This is a genomic window from Rhodococcus sp. H29-C3 (assembly GCF_030063405.1).
GTDB lineage: Bacteria > Actinomycetota > Actinomycetes > Mycobacteriales > Mycobacteriaceae > Rhodococcoides.
On the sequence record NZ_JASITC010000007.1, the window covers coordinates 32422 to 47202 of the forward strand.

At 65.4% G+C, this 14781-nt stretch carries 15 protein-coding genes and 1 pseudogene; 4 read left to right on the top strand and 12 right to left on the bottom strand.

Annotation, left to right across the window (positions count from 1 at the left end; translation table 11 throughout):
• Positions 1-116: 116 nt before the first annotated feature.
• Positions 117-575 carry an MmyB family transcriptional regulator gene (locus QMK32_RS16595; RefSeq protein WP_283476197.1) on the bottom strand — a complete coding sequence of 153 codons (459 nt, stop codon included), beginning with the start codon at positions 573-575 and terminating at the stop codon, positions 117-119.
• Positions 572-946 (bottom strand): helix-turn-helix domain-containing protein, encoded by a 375-nt coding sequence (locus tag QMK32_RS16600; RefSeq protein ID WP_283476198.1) that lies wholly within the window; start codon positions 944-946, stop codon positions 572-574. Before QMK32_RS16600 ends, QMK32_RS16595 begins: the two co-directional genes overlap by 4 nt.
• A gap of 157 nt (positions 947-1103) precedes the next feature.
• Here QMK32_RS16600 and QMK32_RS16605 point away from each other — a divergent pair, with 157 nt between their 5' ends.
• The 3 genes from QMK32_RS16605 to QMK32_RS16615 are packed head-to-tail and all read left to right on the top strand — an operon-like array spanning position 1104 to position 2140.
• On the top strand, positions 1104-1448 hold the full coding sequence (locus QMK32_RS16605; protein ID WP_283476199.1) for an NAD-dependent epimerase/dehydratase family protein: 345 nt from the start codon (positions 1104-1106) through the stop codon (positions 1446-1448).
• Positions 1429-1917: a Rossmann-fold NAD(P)-binding domain-containing protein gene (locus tag QMK32_RS16610; RefSeq protein WP_283476200.1), complete on the top strand. Its 489-nt coding sequence runs from the start codon at positions 1429-1431 to the stop codon at positions 1915-1917. Before QMK32_RS16605 ends, QMK32_RS16610 begins: the two co-directional genes overlap by 20 nt.
• Positions 1871-2140 (top strand): hypothetical protein, encoded by a 270-nt coding sequence (locus tag QMK32_RS16615; RefSeq protein WP_283476201.1) that lies wholly within the window; start codon positions 1871-1873, stop codon positions 2138-2140. Before QMK32_RS16610 ends, QMK32_RS16615 begins: the two co-directional genes overlap by 47 nt.
• A gap of 133 nt (positions 2141-2273) precedes the next feature.
• On the opposite strand, the gene QMK32_RS16620 is transcribed toward QMK32_RS16615, so the two are convergent.
• Positions 2274-2849, bottom strand: coding sequence for a TetR/AcrR family transcriptional regulator (locus QMK32_RS16620; protein ID WP_283476202.1), 576 nt, complete (start codon positions 2847-2849; stop codon positions 2274-2276).
• A 60-nt stretch (positions 2850-2909) separates the two neighbouring features.
• Here QMK32_RS16620 and QMK32_RS16625 point away from each other — a divergent pair, with 60 nt between their 5' ends.
• The gene (locus QMK32_RS16625; protein WP_283476203.1) at positions 2910-3749 is read left to right on the top strand and encodes an ABC transporter permease; all 840 of its coding nucleotides are present in this window, start codon (positions 2910-2912) and stop codon (positions 3747-3749) included.
• Positions 3750-4185: 436 nt separating this feature from the next.
• Here QMK32_RS16625 and QMK32_RS16630 read toward each other — a convergent pair.
• From QMK32_RS16630 to QMK32_RS16670, 9 genes and pseudogenes are all read right to left on the bottom strand, one after another.
• Positions 4186-5682 (bottom strand): annotated as a pseudogene (locus tag QMK32_RS16630) (CoA-acylating methylmalonate-semialdehyde dehydrogenase).
• A gap of 52 nt (positions 5683-5734) precedes the next feature.
• Positions 5735-6955, bottom strand: coding sequence for a CaiB/BaiF CoA transferase family protein (locus QMK32_RS16635; RefSeq protein ID WP_283476204.1), 1221 nt, complete (start codon positions 6953-6955; stop codon positions 5735-5737).
• The gene (locus QMK32_RS16640; protein ID WP_283476205.1) at positions 6948-7904 is read right to left on the bottom strand and encodes an LLM class F420-dependent oxidoreductase; all 957 of its coding nucleotides are present in this window, start codon (positions 7902-7904) and stop codon (positions 6948-6950) included. The genes QMK32_RS16635 and QMK32_RS16640 overlap by 8 nt, the downstream gene beginning before the upstream one ends.
• A 45-nt stretch (positions 7905-7949) precedes the next feature.
• Positions 7950-9041 (bottom strand): alcohol dehydrogenase catalytic domain-containing protein, encoded by a 1092-nt coding sequence (locus tag QMK32_RS16645; protein ID WP_283476206.1) that lies wholly within the window; start codon positions 9039-9041, stop codon positions 7950-7952.
• Positions 9038-10525: an aldehyde dehydrogenase family protein gene (locus QMK32_RS16650; protein ID WP_283476208.1), complete on the bottom strand. Its 1488-nt coding sequence runs from the start codon at positions 10523-10525 to the stop codon at positions 9038-9040. The genes QMK32_RS16645 and QMK32_RS16650 overlap by 4 nt, the downstream gene beginning before the upstream one ends.
• Before the next feature lie 17 nt (positions 10526-10542).
• The gene (locus QMK32_RS16655; protein ID WP_283476209.1) at positions 10543-11349 is read right to left on the bottom strand and encodes an alpha/beta fold hydrolase; all 807 of its coding nucleotides are present in this window, start codon (positions 11347-11349) and stop codon (positions 10543-10545) included.
• A complete protein-coding gene (locus QMK32_RS16660; RefSeq protein ID WP_283476211.1) occupies positions 11346-12074 on the bottom strand; it encodes an alpha/beta fold hydrolase in 729 nt (242 codons plus the stop codon). Before QMK32_RS16660 ends, QMK32_RS16655 begins: the two co-directional genes overlap by 4 nt.
• Positions 12075-12088: 14 nt before the next feature.
• Positions 12089-13651, bottom strand: a complete 1563-nt coding sequence (locus QMK32_RS16665; protein ID WP_283476213.1) for a carotenoid oxygenase family protein — start codon at positions 13649-13651, stop codon at positions 12089-12091.
• 163 nt (positions 13652-13814) lie between these two features.
• Positions 13815-14468 carry a flavin reductase family protein gene (locus QMK32_RS16670; protein WP_283476214.1) on the bottom strand — a complete coding sequence of 218 codons (654 nt, stop codon included), beginning with the start codon at positions 14466-14468 and terminating at the stop codon, positions 13815-13817.
• Positions 14469-14781 lie beyond the last annotated feature (313 nt).

The following is a 14781-nucleotide window of genomic DNA, read 5'->3' on the forward strand; positions in this document are numbered from 1 at the left end:
CGCAAGCACCTCCGGCGCACACAGGGCTACGGACCGCCAGCAGGCGTGGGTGGCGCTGACCGAACGTGCCGCAATATTTCGTTCGAGGTGCGGCCCGTCCTTCACTCCGTCAGTTCTTAGGAGCCGAGGACGACAGCGAGTGCGAGCAGGTCGGCGTCCTTGGTTCTCGGTTCGGCCGTGTAGATCATTATTCGCAGGTCATCAGCGGCAACTACGAGGGTGTCGCAGTCGACTGTGATCCTGCCGACCGACGGATGGTCGATGACCTTGCTCCGCGAAGGCGTCGTGGTTCGTGCGGGCTCGTTCGACTCCCATAGCTCGGTGAAACGTGGTCTCTGCGCGGAAAGTTCGCTCACGAGTCTTGTCAGTGAGAGGTCATTGTTATAGCGCGCGACCGTCATGCGGAGGTCGGCAACGAGCTGCTCCTCGAGTACAGCCTGTTCGGTAGTCGTCATCACAGCCCGCGAGCCCGGGCCGATGAGGTTGCGCCAGATGGCATTTCGTTCGATTCCGCGCAGATGAGATGTGCCTCCCATCAATGCGTCGTATGGAGCGTTCGCGACGATGAGGGTCATTGTGGCGTCGTAGACTGCGACCGGAGTGCTCTCGAAGCGGTCCAGTACCGCGCAACGCTTGGAGGGACGCGGAACGGAACGACTTCTGGACCGCGCACGGTATGACTGGCGAGGCGATAGAAGACTTCGCGCTCCCCGTCCGGGAGTCGCAGAGCGCGGGCCAGTGACTCGACCACCTGCATCGACGGTGAGGTCGCACGCCCCTGCTCGAGTCGGGTCAGATAGTCCGCCGAGATTCCGGATAGCGCGGCAAGCTCTTCTCGCCGTAGCCCGGTGGCCCGCCGCCGAGCACCCACTCGAACACCGACGTCCTCCAGCGCGACATGATCACGCCACATCCTCAACGACCGTCCGAAATCCCACGAATCCATCCCACGAGTGTGAAGCACAGCGTTCTCGTTGTCCTGGGTCCGGCAGTCCTAGGACAACGAGAGGACTGGTTGGACCCGAGCAGCACTGCCACACTCGGAAACACCCGAATTCGACTCCGGCTCCGACTTCGTCAGAGTTTTCACCGAAGGTGCAGTCATGGCTCGACAACGCGTTCTCGTCACCGGCGGGTCCGGCTTCATCGCCGGTCACTGCATTCTCCAACTGCTGGCACAGGGGTATCTCGTGCGAACCACGGTCCGGTCGTTGGAGCGCGAGGCCGCGGTGCGGGCGGTGCTTGTCGACGGCGGTATGGTCGATGGTGATGCGCTGAGCTTCATCTCCGCGGACCTGACCGACGACGCCGGATGGGCCGGTGCTGTCGCCGACGTCGACTTCGTTCTGCACATCGCGTCACCCGTGGTCACCGGCAAGGTCCGCAGCGAGAACGATGTGATCGCACCCGCGCGACGGTGCGCTTCGTGTGCTGAGAGCCGCCAGTGATGCCGGGGTGAAGCGAGTAGTGCTCACGTCGGCGTTCCACGCAGTCGGATTCGGTCACGGGCGTATCGACCACACCTTCACCGAGGACGATTGGTCCGTGCTCGACGGTCCGGGTATGGATACCTATGGCAAGAGCAAGATCCTCGCCGAGCGTGCCGCCTGGGATTTCGTTCGCACCGCAGGGGGGTCGACCGAGCTGACGACGCTACTGCCCGTCGCCGTCATGGGGCCGATCATGGGTTCCGACATCTCCGGCGCAAACCACATCATCCAACGAAGCCTCGACGGAGCAATGCCCGGCTACCCGAACATGTACATACCGATCGTCGACGTGCGTGACGTCGACGATCGCACATGTGGCTGCGATGACTGCGGTGGGGGCGGCCGGGGAGCGAATCCTCGTGGCCACCGGCGAGCCTGCGATGGCAATGAAGCAGATCGGCACCATTCTCAAAGACCGTTTCGGTGAGGCTGCCACACGCGTACCCACCCGATCGATCCCGAACTTCGTCGTGCGCGCCACAGCGCTCTATAACCTCGAGTTCCACACTGTTGCAGCCGATCTGGGCTATATCAAACTAGTCTCGGACGACAAGATGCGTCGCATCCTCGGAGTGCGTCCGCGAAGCCCCGAAGACGCGATCATCGCCTCTGCCGAGAGCATGATCAGGAAGTCGCTAGCCGGGCGCTGAGCACATGTGCAATCTCCTCCGGCCAAGCGCATAGGGCTTTCGGTCGATCGACGATCCGATCGACGGGACGTTGGAAGGTGCATTCCTGTAGATCGTGGCGACGATCGGCAGATGGTGGCGATGATGGGCAGGCCTACGAGGGCGTGAGTAGCTCGATCGCAGTGATGGACGAGGTCAGGTCCTGTTGTCCCAGCACAGCGGCTCGGACGATATAGCCCTGGCAGAAGGTGAGCATGGCGCGGGCGGTGTCGCGGGCAGGGGCCGGGTCGTTGCCCGATGCCACCAGCCACCGCTCGGCGGCCACGGCGAAGGCGTCCTCGATCGCTGTCATCCGTGCCTCGACAATGGAGCGGATGTCCGGATCCGATGCCGCTTCGCCCCAGATCTGGAGCGCGGCACCATACGGGAGTGGGTCGTTCTCGAGTCCGGACAGCCACCAGTGCACGGTCTCGCGGGGTGAGCGCGGACGCTCCTGGGACTCCGCACGGAGCTGCTCGGCGCGTTCACCGATCGCCCGGGCCGCGACGAGCCCGATGATTTCGTGCTTGGTGGTGAAGTGGGAGTAGACCGAGCCGGCGGACAGACCGGACTCATCGATGATGTCGGCCATCGTCATGGTTCGCAGCCCGCGCCGTGCGATCACTCGAAAAACCGCCGCGACGATCTCATCACGCTTGGCTTGGCGGTAGGCATCGCTGACTTTTGGCACATACCAAGATTAGCGCTAACTCTCCATCAAACGAAATAGTCATTCTGTTTAGGAGTTCTCATGTCGACACAACAGACCGGAGCCGCACCGCGCTCCCGCCCCTCCGCGACGCTCATGTTCGGGGTTCTCGCCGGGACGATCGTGGCACTCGTGACACTCGCTTTCCTGTGGCCGGTCGCGACGTCCGACGCCCACGACCTCCCCGTCGGCGTTGTGGGCGGCCAGCTCTCGCAGTCGGCGGATCTACCAGTCGAGTCCACCTCGTACCCGTCGCGGGCCGATGCCGTGCAGGCGATCCAGGAGCGCGAGGTGTACGGGGCTTTCATCCTCGGAGCCGACGGCCCCGAGGTCCTCGTCGCGGGTGCTGACGGTGCGGCGGCTACGTCGGTCATCGAGGGCATCGGCAAACAGATCGCACTGATGCAGAACGCGAACCTCACCATCACGGACGTGGTGCCACTGTCGGCCGAGGACTCCACCGGCGGCGGGATCAGCGCCATGGGCTTCCCCCTCGTACTCGGCGGCATAGTCGGCGGCGTCGTAATTTCACTCCTTGTTGCCGGAGTCACTCGACGGCTACTCGCACTCGCGGTCTATGCCGTCGTGGGCGGGGTCCTGGTCGCGCTCGTGACCGGACCACTCCTGGGAATCCTGGGCGGCCACTTCTGGGGTGAGGCTCTCGCAATCGGCGTCAGCATGCTCGCCACCGCCTCGACCATCGTCGGTTTGAACGCGCTCCTTGGGGCACCGGGCACCGGGCATCGGGGTCGGTGCGGTGGTCACCATGCTGATCGGCAATCCGATCTCCGGCGCTGCACTCCCATACCAGTTCATCGCTGGACCGTGGGGCGCGACCGGGCAGTACTTCGTTCCCGGGGCGGCGGCGAGTCTGGTCCGTGAGGTCAACTACTTTCCGGACGCCTCGTCGTGGCACGAATGGACTGTCCTGCTGACCTGGACGCTCGCAGGTGTCGCACTCTCGGTCCTCGGTCACCACCGCAGCACGACCCCCATCCATCTACCTGAGAGCGAGCTCGTGCAGCCAGTCGGCACTCTCGCATAGTCCAGGCGCGGACAATATTGGAGGGCTTTACCTCAAGAACAACGACGGCGCGGCGATCAACGACGAGGTACGGCCAATCACCGCAGACAACATCCCTCGGATGCGAGCGCGGTAATGCTCAACTCCGAGGACGCACAGTGGTCAGCTGTTCAGAGACGGCGTGTGCTGGAGTGCCGGTGGCCCTTGTACGACGGCGACGGGGTGCTCACCACCCGAATCCTGTCAGCCACCCGCCCAGCTCGCCAACGTGGCAGTGCCACCGAGACTCCAGCTCTACCTCGTGCGGGGGAACCCGAGGTTGATTTCCGAGGTACCCGGGTCCGGCCAGCGCGTGGTGACGACCTTGCCGCGGGTGTAGAACTGCACGCCTTCTGGGCCGTACATGTGGCTATCGCCAAAGAGCGAGGCCTTCCAACCGCCGAAGGAGTAGTAGGACACCGGCACTGGAACTGGCACGTTCACGCCGACCATGCCGACATGTGCGTCGAACTCGAATTGCCTTGCTGCGCCGCCATTCTGCGTGAATATAACGGCGCCGTTCGCGAACTCGTTGGAGTTGATCAGCGTCAGGCCCTCCGCATAGGTATCCACGCGGACCACGCTGAGCACGGGGCCGAAGATCTCATCGGTGTAGACGGTCATCTCCGGGCGCACGTGGTCGAGCAGGGTGGTGCCCAGGAAGTAACCGTCGGCCGGGACGTCGGCCTTGCGGCCATCGTGCACCACGGTGGCCCCGGCCTCCTCGCCCGCGACGATGTAGCTGGCGACCCGGTCGCGGTGCTCGCGGGTGATCAGCGGCCCGATGTCGGTGCCCTCGCAGTCTCCGTGCCCGATGGTCAGGGCGGGTAGGCGCTCGGCGACGGCCTTGACGATGCGGTCACCCATGTCGCCGACCGCCACCGCCACGGACAGGGCCATACAGCGCTCGCCCGCCGAGCCGTAGGCGGAGGACACGACGGCGTCCGCAGCCATGTCCAGGTCCGTGTCGGGCAGGATCAGCGCGTGGTTCTTCGCACCGCCGAGGGCCTGCACGCGTTTGCCGTGCGCGGTCCCGGTCTCGTAGATGCTGCGCGCGATGGGAGTGGAGCCGACGAAGCTGATTGCGGCGATGTCGGGGTGTCGAAGCAGCACGTCGACGGCGCTCTTGTCTCCGTTGAGGACCGTGAAGACGCCGTCGGGGAGGCCGGCGCGCTTCCAGAGGTCGGCGATCAGCAGCGAAAGGGAGGGGTCCTTTTCGCTGGGCTTGAGGATGAACGCGTTGCCGCAGGCGATCGCGTTGGCGCACATCCACAACGGCACCATGACGGGGAAGTTGAATGGCGTGATGCCGGCGACGACACCCAAGGGCTGACGGGTGCTGTGCACATCGACCCCGGTGGAGACCTGCTCGGAGTGGTCGCCCTTCAGCAGGTGTGAGATGCCTGTGGCGTACTCGACGTTCTCCAGCCCGCGCAGGATCTCGCCGGCAGCGTCGGAGAGCACTTTACCGTGCTCGGCCGTGATCAACGCGGCGAGCTCGTCGATGTTGGCGTGCAGCAGCTCTCGGAAGGCGAAGAGAATCGCGGTGCGCTTGGACAGCGAGGTCTCGCGCCAGCCCTGCGCAGCGGCGAAGGCGGAGGCGATCGCGGAGTTGGCCTCAGACTAGTCGGCCAGGGCTACGGCCCCGGTCTGCACGCCGGTGGCGGGGTTGTAGACGGGTCCAACGCGCCCGGACGCGCCCTCCTGCAAGTGTCCGTCGATCCAGTGCGAGATCGCTGTGGGGGTGCTCATTGCGTGTCCTTTCATGTCCCGGGCTGGGCCGGAAAGCGGGTTAGCGGTGGGGTTAGCGGTAGCGGCGGCGGGTGCGCCAGACCTGCTCGACGCTCTCGCGCTGGGCAGGGGTGAGGTCGAACTGGTCGAGCACCTCCAGAGTGTGTTCCCCGGCCTCGGGTGGGCGCACGACGGACGAGAGTGGAGTCTGCGAGAACGAGCCGACGGCGCGCGTCATCCGCAGCGGAGGGCCGTCGGGCATGGCGATCTCGGTGATCATCTCGCCGGCTTGGACTTGGGGATCAGATATGGCATCGGTGATTGAGTTGACGGGCCCGGCGGCGATGTCGAGACCTTGCAAGTCTGCGAGCCAGTCAGCCCGAGGGCGGGAAGAAGCGGCGGCGCTGACGAGGGCAGCGAGCTCGACGAAATGCGTAATGCGGGTATCGTAATCGATGAAACTCGGATCATCAAGCAGTGCAGCGGTATTCGATCTCTCTGAGAACAGTTCGGCAAATTTTTGCCACTGCGACGGAGCGGAGGAAACCTGCACGACGAAGGAGAGACCATCGCCGGCGGGGCAAGCAAACACATGCTGACGCTCCTGGCGTGTCTGCGGTCCTACCGGGGCGTCGGCCTCGAAGTGGGTGGTGAACGCGTCGTCGATCGCATTGACCACTGACTCGAGCATCGAGACCTCCACGCGTTGGCCAGTACCCCGCGCACTGCGGGCGTGCAGCGCAGCGAGCACCGACTGCGCCGCGTACATCCCCGTCAGGATGTCGGACAGTGAAGGGCCAACGGGGACAAGTTGATCGGGCTCGCAATACTGGGAGTACAGCCCGCTCACCCCCGAGACGATAGAGTCGAACGCCTGCGAACTGGCGTAAGGACCGACGTCGCCGAACCCGGAGATCCCGCACAGTACAAGATCCGGGAACTGGCTGGATACCAGTTCGGGGTCGATGCCCAGACGCACCAACGCTGCAGCGCGCATGTTGTGAATGAGTACGTCGGCGCCCGCGAGCAGAGCGCGCAGTGCTTCGCGGCCGGCCTCGGACTTCAGATCCAGGGTTACGCTTCGCTTGCCGCGGTTGAAGGACGCGAACTGCGGGGAGAAGCCGGGGCGCTCACCCATCGGACCCCAGCGCATCGGATCTCCCGCTGGGGCTTCGACTTTGATTACGTCGGCACCCCAGTCCGCCAGCAACCGGCCCGCCAGCGGCGCCGCGACGAACCGGCCCAGCTCGATCACTGTGAGACCGGTCAATGGGCCGGATGTTTTCTCAACCATTGCTTATCGCCTTCAGTGTGCGGAGACCTCCGGGGTCGCCGGCGGTGCTCGGATTCAGCACGATCTCGTCGATGCCAGCCGCAGCAAAGTCGCCGAGCCGGCCCAGGACTGTGTCGACGTCGCCGACTGCTCCGATCGCGTGCAGTAGGGAGTTGGGGATGCGCTCGTACACCTCGCGGGGATGCGGACGGGTGCGGGCAAACTCGACCAGGTCCCCGTACCCCGCCTCGGTGAACATCTGCGCGTAACCGGGGGCGGACAGGTAGCCCACTTTGGAGCGGCGCATCTGGGCGAGGGCGTCTTCGTCGGGGTCGACCGAGACGGGGATCCACGCGGCAAGGCGGGGGACTGGTCGGCCCGCGGCCTCGGCGGCGGCAGTCAACTCGCCCCGCAGACGGGCCACGCTCTCGGGCGCAACCATATTCAGCACCATGCGGTCGGCGTAGCGGGCGGCAGCGGTGATCGCCTTCGCGCCGAATGCCGCCACCGTGATCGAGGACTCGGGGGACGGTACGAGAGAGCGAAAGCCTTTGGTAGTCAGGGCATCGCCGGTGAAGTCGACTTTCTCACCGGAGAGTAGTGGGCGTAGTGCCTGAGCGGTGTCGGCGAGCAGCGCCGCGCTGTGTGCGCGGTCGCGTCCGTGCCATCCGGCAACGACGGTGGGGCTAGAGGTGCCCAGCGCGAGGTCGACCACTCGGCCCGTCGCCGCGAGTACTGAGCCTGCGGCCATAGCGATCCCGACGGGGGTGCGCACGGTTACGGCCAGCGGCCCCACTGTCAGCGCGATCCGATGGGTGCGCGCTGCGATGGCCGTGGCCAGGACGAAGGCGTCGAACATTGCCATCTCGCCGATCCACAGGTCGCGGTAGCCCAGCTCATCGGCCACCTGCGCGGCGTCGAGGACAGCACTCGGTTCACGTCCTGGCGCCTGGCTGAGCACGACGCCCATCTGGTCAGGCGAGAGATGTCCGAGGCCCGGAGACCCAGCCCTCATTTAGGCGCGCCGATCCCGCGAAGGCACCACGATCGAGCGCAGCACCTCGCCGCGGCGCATCCGTTCGTAGGCTGCCGGTGCGTCCTCGAGACCGACAGTCTCACTGCGGTAGAGCTCGAGCGGGAAGCTGCCGTCCGCGGCCAGGGCGGCGATGCGAGGTATGTCCTCATCGGGCACACAGTCGCCGAGGTGGCAGACGGTGAACTCCACGCGGCGGTCGAACAGTGTCCGCATGGCCAGGGTGACCTCTTCGTCGCGGCGCGGTGCCCCGGGCATGACGATGCGGCCACCGGTCTGCAGCAGATCGATGGCCATTTGCAGAGGCCCGGCGCCGCCAACACAGTCGATCACCACGTCGTAGCGTTGGTCGTCGGCAATTCCGCCGCTGATGTCCTCGGGGGCGGCGGTAGCGGTGGCACCGAACTGCTTGGCCCGGTCGAATCGAGTGCGGTCTCGGTCGAGAGCGAGGATTGCGTCGGCGCCGCTGGCATGTGCACCGGCGATGGCGGCCAGACCGACTCCGCCGGCTCCGATGACGGCGACTCTGTCTCCGGGACGCACCTCACCGGTGTTGGCGGCTGCGCCGAAGCCAGTCGATACGCCGCAGCCGAGCAGTGCACCGAGCTCGAGCTCGAGTCCGTCGGGCAGCTTGGTCAAGTGCAACTGGTCGATCAGGAGTACGTCGGCGAGGCCCCCGATTCCGAGAACCGGCGTCAACTCGCGGCCATCTTCCAAGGTGGGGTGCGGCAATACTGGTTTGCGGAATCGGCACGCTTTGGGGCGTCCGCGCTCGCAGTCCTTGCATTCCTGGCAGGCGACTACAAGTGCGCCGATCACCTGGTCATCGACTGCGAACTTGGTGACGTCCTCCCCGATCTCGCGCACCGTGCCGGAGACCTCGTGCCCCAGCAGATACGGGAATGCGGTGCCGGAGGTGCCGTCGATGAAATGCAGATCGCTGCCGCAGAGCCCGCAGGCGGCGACGTCGATAAGAATTTGGCGACCGGTGGGGGCGGGGATCTCGATCTCGACGATGTCCACCTTGCCGGCCGTCAGCGCGACGGCGGCGCGGGAGGTGATTGTGCGGCTCATGCGACACCTGGATTCTGCTTGATCATGACGGATTTGCTGGTGGTGTAATGCTGTGCGCCGTCGGCGCCTTTCTCGGGGCCGAAGCCAGAGCCGCGGCGTGCCTCGAGAGTGGCCTCCGCGCCGCCCTTCTGGCCGTACGCGTTGACCCAGAACATTCCGGTATCAACGGCTTTGGCGGTGGCGAGCGCGCGATCGAGGCTGTTGGTCCAGCAGCCACCGGCGAGACCGAACTCGGAGTCATTAGCCATCGCGATCGCTTCCTCGACGGTGCGAAAACGCTGCACGGTGACCACTGGGCCGAAGGCCTCCGCCGAGAGCAAGCTCAGCATCGGGGTGTTAGTGGCATCGACGATGGTGGGAGCGAAGTACGCGCCTCCCGGGGCCAGGCCTGCTACCGGTGCGCCCCCGCAGAGCACGCTCGCGCCCTCCTCCTCGGCCTCGGCGACCAACCTTGCGACGCGGTCCACATCGGCGGAAGTGATGAGCGCGGCCATGGTGGTCTCGGGGGCGAATGGATCGCCGACGCGGATCGCCTTGGCGCCGGCGACCAGCGCGGCGATGAACTCGTCGGCGATGTTCTCCTGCACCAAGATTCGAGAACCAGAGAAGCAGCGCTGCCCTGCGTTGGTGAAGATGCCGGCCAACGAACCGGCGACGGCGGCGTCTAACGGTGCGTCGTCGTAGACGATGTTGGCGGACTTGCCACCGAGCTCGAGCAGCACCCGCTTGCCGAGTGCGGTGGCCGCGGCGCCGACGATGTTGCCGACGTGGTTGCTGCCGGTGAACGAGACCATCCGCACGTCGGGTGCGGTGACGAGCCGGTGCCCGACGGGACCGAAGCCCTGGACTACGTTGACCACCCCGGCGGGCATCCCCGCAGCGAGCAAGTGCTCGACGAACGCGACGGGCGCCAGTGGGCACTTCTCCGGAGCTTTGGCGACGACGCTGTTGCCCATTGCGATGGCGGCGGCGACCTTCATGCCGGAGAACATCAGCGGCGCGTTGAACGGCATGATCACACCGACTACACCCACCGGCTCACGCCAGGTCAGGCGCAGCAAGCCGCCCTCGTCAGGCAGGGTGGTGCCCTTGGTTCGGGTGGCCCACCCGGCGGCGGATCGTATCATCGCCGCGCAGCCGAGTACGTCCCCGCGCGCATCGGCGAGGGGCTTGCCGTTGTCGAGGGCAACCAGCGTGGCGAGGCGGTCGACGTCAGCGACGATGCTGCGCGCGGTAGTCTCGAGAACCTGGGCGCGATGCTCCGCGCCAGCCGAGTCCCAACCAGGCTGCGCAGCCAGCGCCGCGGCAACGGCGGCGTCCACCTGCTCCTCCCCGGTGCAGCGAAGAGTCGCGATGACCTCGCCGGTGCCCGGGTACACGGAGTCGAATGCATCCCCCGTGCCGTCGACGAACTCCCCGCCGACAACTGTTGAGAGGGGCGGGATGCTGGCCGCGGCAAGGCGCGCGGCGAAGTCCACGATCATGGGGGTCCCTTTCCGTTCTAGTTTTTGGCGGGTGTCGCGGGGAAATTGCGGCCGAGGAAGTCGAGCAGGTGCCCGAGGTACTCGTCGGGGCTCTCGGCGAAGCCGTAGTGGCCCGCACCTTCGAGCTCGTGGATCTCGGAGCCCGGCACCATCTCGTGTATTTTTCGCATGCCGGCTACAGGACATGCGGTGTCCTCTGTGCCGGCGAGCAGCAGCGTCGGGACGGTCAGGGCTGCGAGAGCGGGCCTGCCGTCGTAGCCGGCGATGGCACGGATGGAGGAGGCGAGAGTGGCGGTGCTCATGTTCACGATGACCTCGCGCACGTGCTCGACGAGGGGGCCGGATGCGCCCGGGCCCATCATCGAGACCAGCAGCGGCCGCACGTACTCCGCGACGGACATGCCGTTCTCGATCGGCTCGAGCCGCTCGGCCAGATAGCGCTTCTGGTCCTCGGGGGTGCGGGAGGCGAACCCGGCGGAGGCGCTCGAGAGCACCAGTCCGTGGATCGCCGGCTCGGCGTTGGTGGCCAGCGGCGCGATGAGTGCGCCCATGGAGTGCCCCAGTACCACGTTGGTGTCGGTGCCGACCGCCTGTACCAGCGCGCGCAGCGACTCGGCGTAGCCCGCGATGGAGGCGCCGGCAGGTAGTTCGGTGCCGCCGTAGCCCGGCGCGTTCCAGACGACGACGCGGTAGCCGGCGTCGGACACCACCTTGGCCGCGTTGTCGAAGTAGTCGGCGCCGCCGTAGGCGCCGTGCAGCAGGAAGACGGTGGTGCCGCCTTCGCCGTGCACGGTGTGCTGGGGCAGGGATAGGGCGGTGGTCATAGCGTGGCTCCTTGCTGTTGGTGGGCGGTGACGAAGTCGGCAACGGCCGCCGCCACCAGGATTGGCTGCTCGGCGGGCATCATGTGACCGCTGCGCGGGATTTCTTGATACTGTGCGCCGATTGCCTCGGCCATCGCACGCTGCTTCGCGGTAGGGACGACGACGTCGTGGTCGGCGGCGAGGACGAGCTTGGGTACGGCCGCGTCTGCGGTCAGTTCCGTGCGGTCCGGACGCGCTGCGGTCGCCCGCTGATGCGCCGCGTAGCGGCTGGGACCGTACTCGCGAACCCCCACGGCACGGGCGTCCATCAGCGCGGCATCCCCGGCGTTGTCTGGATGATAGGCGCGAGCGGAGGCTGCGTTGGCCAGCTCTTCGTATCCGCCCGCCTCGGTCTGCGCAACCTTCTCGAGCCGCCCGGCCGCGACGGCTTCACTGTCTGCGCCCGTCCCGCTGTTCACCAGCACCAGACCCGCGATCCTCTGGGAGGCCGCTGCCAGCATTGCCAGGGCAACGTAGCCGCCGAAGGAATGGCCGACGACGAAGAATCGCTCGGGTAGATCCGCTAGCAGTGCCGCTGCCAACTCGTCGATGTCCGGGATGGGCGGGCAGTCCAGCGCGTGGCCGGTAAGTCCCGCGGGCAGGGCCCCAATGGCCGGCCGCCAGGTGGACGAGGAATTGTTCAAGCCCGCGATGAAGACGACATCGGTGACACCCTCGCCGCTCATAGTCGGTGCGCCGTTCATGAGAGCGTCGCCGCGAACTCGGCGTTGCCCAGGGGAGAGAACTTGTGCTCCTCGGCGGGAATCATCGCGGGATCGCGGTGCTCGCCGTCGATGCGGTCGCCCTCGACCCAGCAGGCGTGCACGCCCACCGAGATGCGCTCAGGCAGGATGACGCGTGCGATGGGGCCGGCGGCGATGTCGTCGGCGCGCAGGATGATTACTTCGGAGCGGTCCTCGCGCATATCGGTGACGTAGGTCAGCACATAGCCATCGTCCTCGGCTTTGGAGCCGACGGCGCGTGCGACACAGACCTCGCTGCCGTAGCGTCCCTCGCCGTACTCGTAGCGATCGGTGCTCTGCGTGAGCCAGTCGTAGCGCTTGACCCCTGCCATCAGCCACTCGTGAAATACGAACAGTGAGTTGTAGGTGTAGCGGTTCTTCACACCCACATAGTCGTTGCTGATGATCGGGAACTCGGTGACCTCGTCGTCGAGGTTTTGCTCGCGTACCTCGCCGGTGACCATGTTGAACATCCAGCGGTACATGTGGGTATTGGTGGCGTGCTTGTCCAAGTTGCGCTTGATTTTGGCGTATGGGTCGTCGGTGGCGCCCAGCGGCGGTTTGACCGGGTTGTCCCAGACACATGCGTCCTGGATGACCCAGTCGCCGTCCTCATAGCAGTTGGCCAAGTGCATGATCCAGCAGGACGTGGCCTCGAACCACTTGACGTCCTCGGTCCGCCCGAAGCGCGGGATGATGCCGAATCGGGCGGGCACCTCGCGGTGGAACTCCAGCTTGCGGACGCCCGCTTTGAGTGCTTCCTCGTCGAAGAAATAGGGAAGGTCATGCAGCACGGTGTAGTTCTTGGTCATGCCGATGTCGTGCGGCCAGCGCGGGCCGGGCAACTCGATCGGGACGTAGTGGATCAGCTTGTCGATCTTGTTGATCACCCCGTAGTTCATGAACGGGGCCTTCTCCGGGTAGTTGAAGAAGATCATGTCGCCGGTCTCGTTGTCGACCTTGTAGTGCGAGGCAACGCCGTCGGGCACCAGCCGCGCCCAATTCTTGTTGGCACCGAAGGTCTCGAGGGTGTGCGGGCTCAGCGTCCACGGCTCGGAGCCCTGGGACATGCAAGCCATGATCTGCCCGGCGTGCGCGGCGACGTCCGTGCCCGCGTTGTCCTTCATCACGCCCATTGCGCCCCAGCCTCTTCGGGTGTAATCGCTGGGCTGCATGATGCCGGGCCACAGTGCTTTTTGGGCGCCCTGCTCGGCGAGGAAGCCTGTGGTGCGCACGAACTTGTTGCGGTACTCCACCTGGCCATCGTGGAACTTGATGGCATGCAGCATTCCGTCGCCGTCGAACGGGTGGTAGATGCCGGTGGGCGCCATCGCCTGGTTATGAGTGTTGCGGATGTAGATCCCATCGAGGTCGGCCGGGATCTCGCCGATGACCTGCATCTCGTCGCCACTGACCGCGAACTCGCGGCCCTGTGGCCGGAAGGGGCCCTTCAGGAACGGATTGTCCTGGTCATCTTCCTTGGGCAGAGTGACGATGAGAGTGTCGTTGACTTCGTACATGTGCGATGTCCTTTCGCGATTGGCCGGCAGTAGCTGACTTCGAAGATTGCCCAGATCTGGCGGGCACTACTAAAGCCTCTGCTGCGCGCGAGCTTCAGTCGTATTCAGTTATCTGAGAGAGCAATTGGCGGATGACGCCAAAACTGTCAGATGGTGGAGTCGGCTATTCCGCAACGCCTGTGATGCCAGCGGGCAGCCTGGACTGTTGGGTCGGCATGTCGAAGATGTTGTCGACCACGGTGTAGTCCATGTAACCCAGGCGGGCGATGGGCTTCATACGGAGCACATCGAGCTTGCCCTCGTCGGTGATCAACCCATCGGCGACGTGGACACGCGTGACCCTGCCCAGAACGATGTCGACGCTCCCTTCAGGGGTGTCGCCGGGAATGGAGATCGTCTGCAGATAGCGGCACTCGAAGTGGCAGGGGGAGTCCGCAACCAGGGGGATCTCGGAATCGATCGCGTTTTTTGTCGTCAACCCGGCCAGTTCGAACTCGTCTTCATGGGGGAGTGCCGGACGCGACGTCGTCATCACTGCGTCACGAAGATCCCAGGTTGCCATGTTCCAGTTGAACCAGCCGTAATTTTCGGCGTTGGCGACGGTGTCCTTCCGCGCGCCCGTCTCGTTGCGGTTGGCGGCGAACATGACCATCGGAGGGTCCCACGTGACGTTCTGAAATTGACTGTAAGGCGCCAGGTTCGGTACTCCGTCGGAGCTTATCGTCGAAATCCAGCCGATCGGGCGCGGGATACAGCAGCTTTTGAAGGGATTCCAGGGCAGTTCGTGTGACCCGGGGGTCTGTGTCGAGTAGTGCACATGTCACCTCTGAGTGCGGAGTATCGAGAGGCAGGGCGGTTGCCGGTCTCGGGTGGGTCGGGGTCTTCCCTCGCAACAGCCGGAATCTAACAACATTCGGCTTATTGGTTGAACCACTTCAATGTATTGCACGTCACTGGCAGGCGTCAATAGTGACTTGAATCGCGAAAGAACTGAGGGGTTCGATTGTCCATCGAGTTCTTCTGGTTGGCGCACCACGATTTAGCTTCCCAGGCCTCAAGGCTTGTTTAGCCAGGCGGCCTGCCGTCCCGGAGTGTGGGCGTCCGGCCGGTGGGCGGGGGGGTGGACAAGC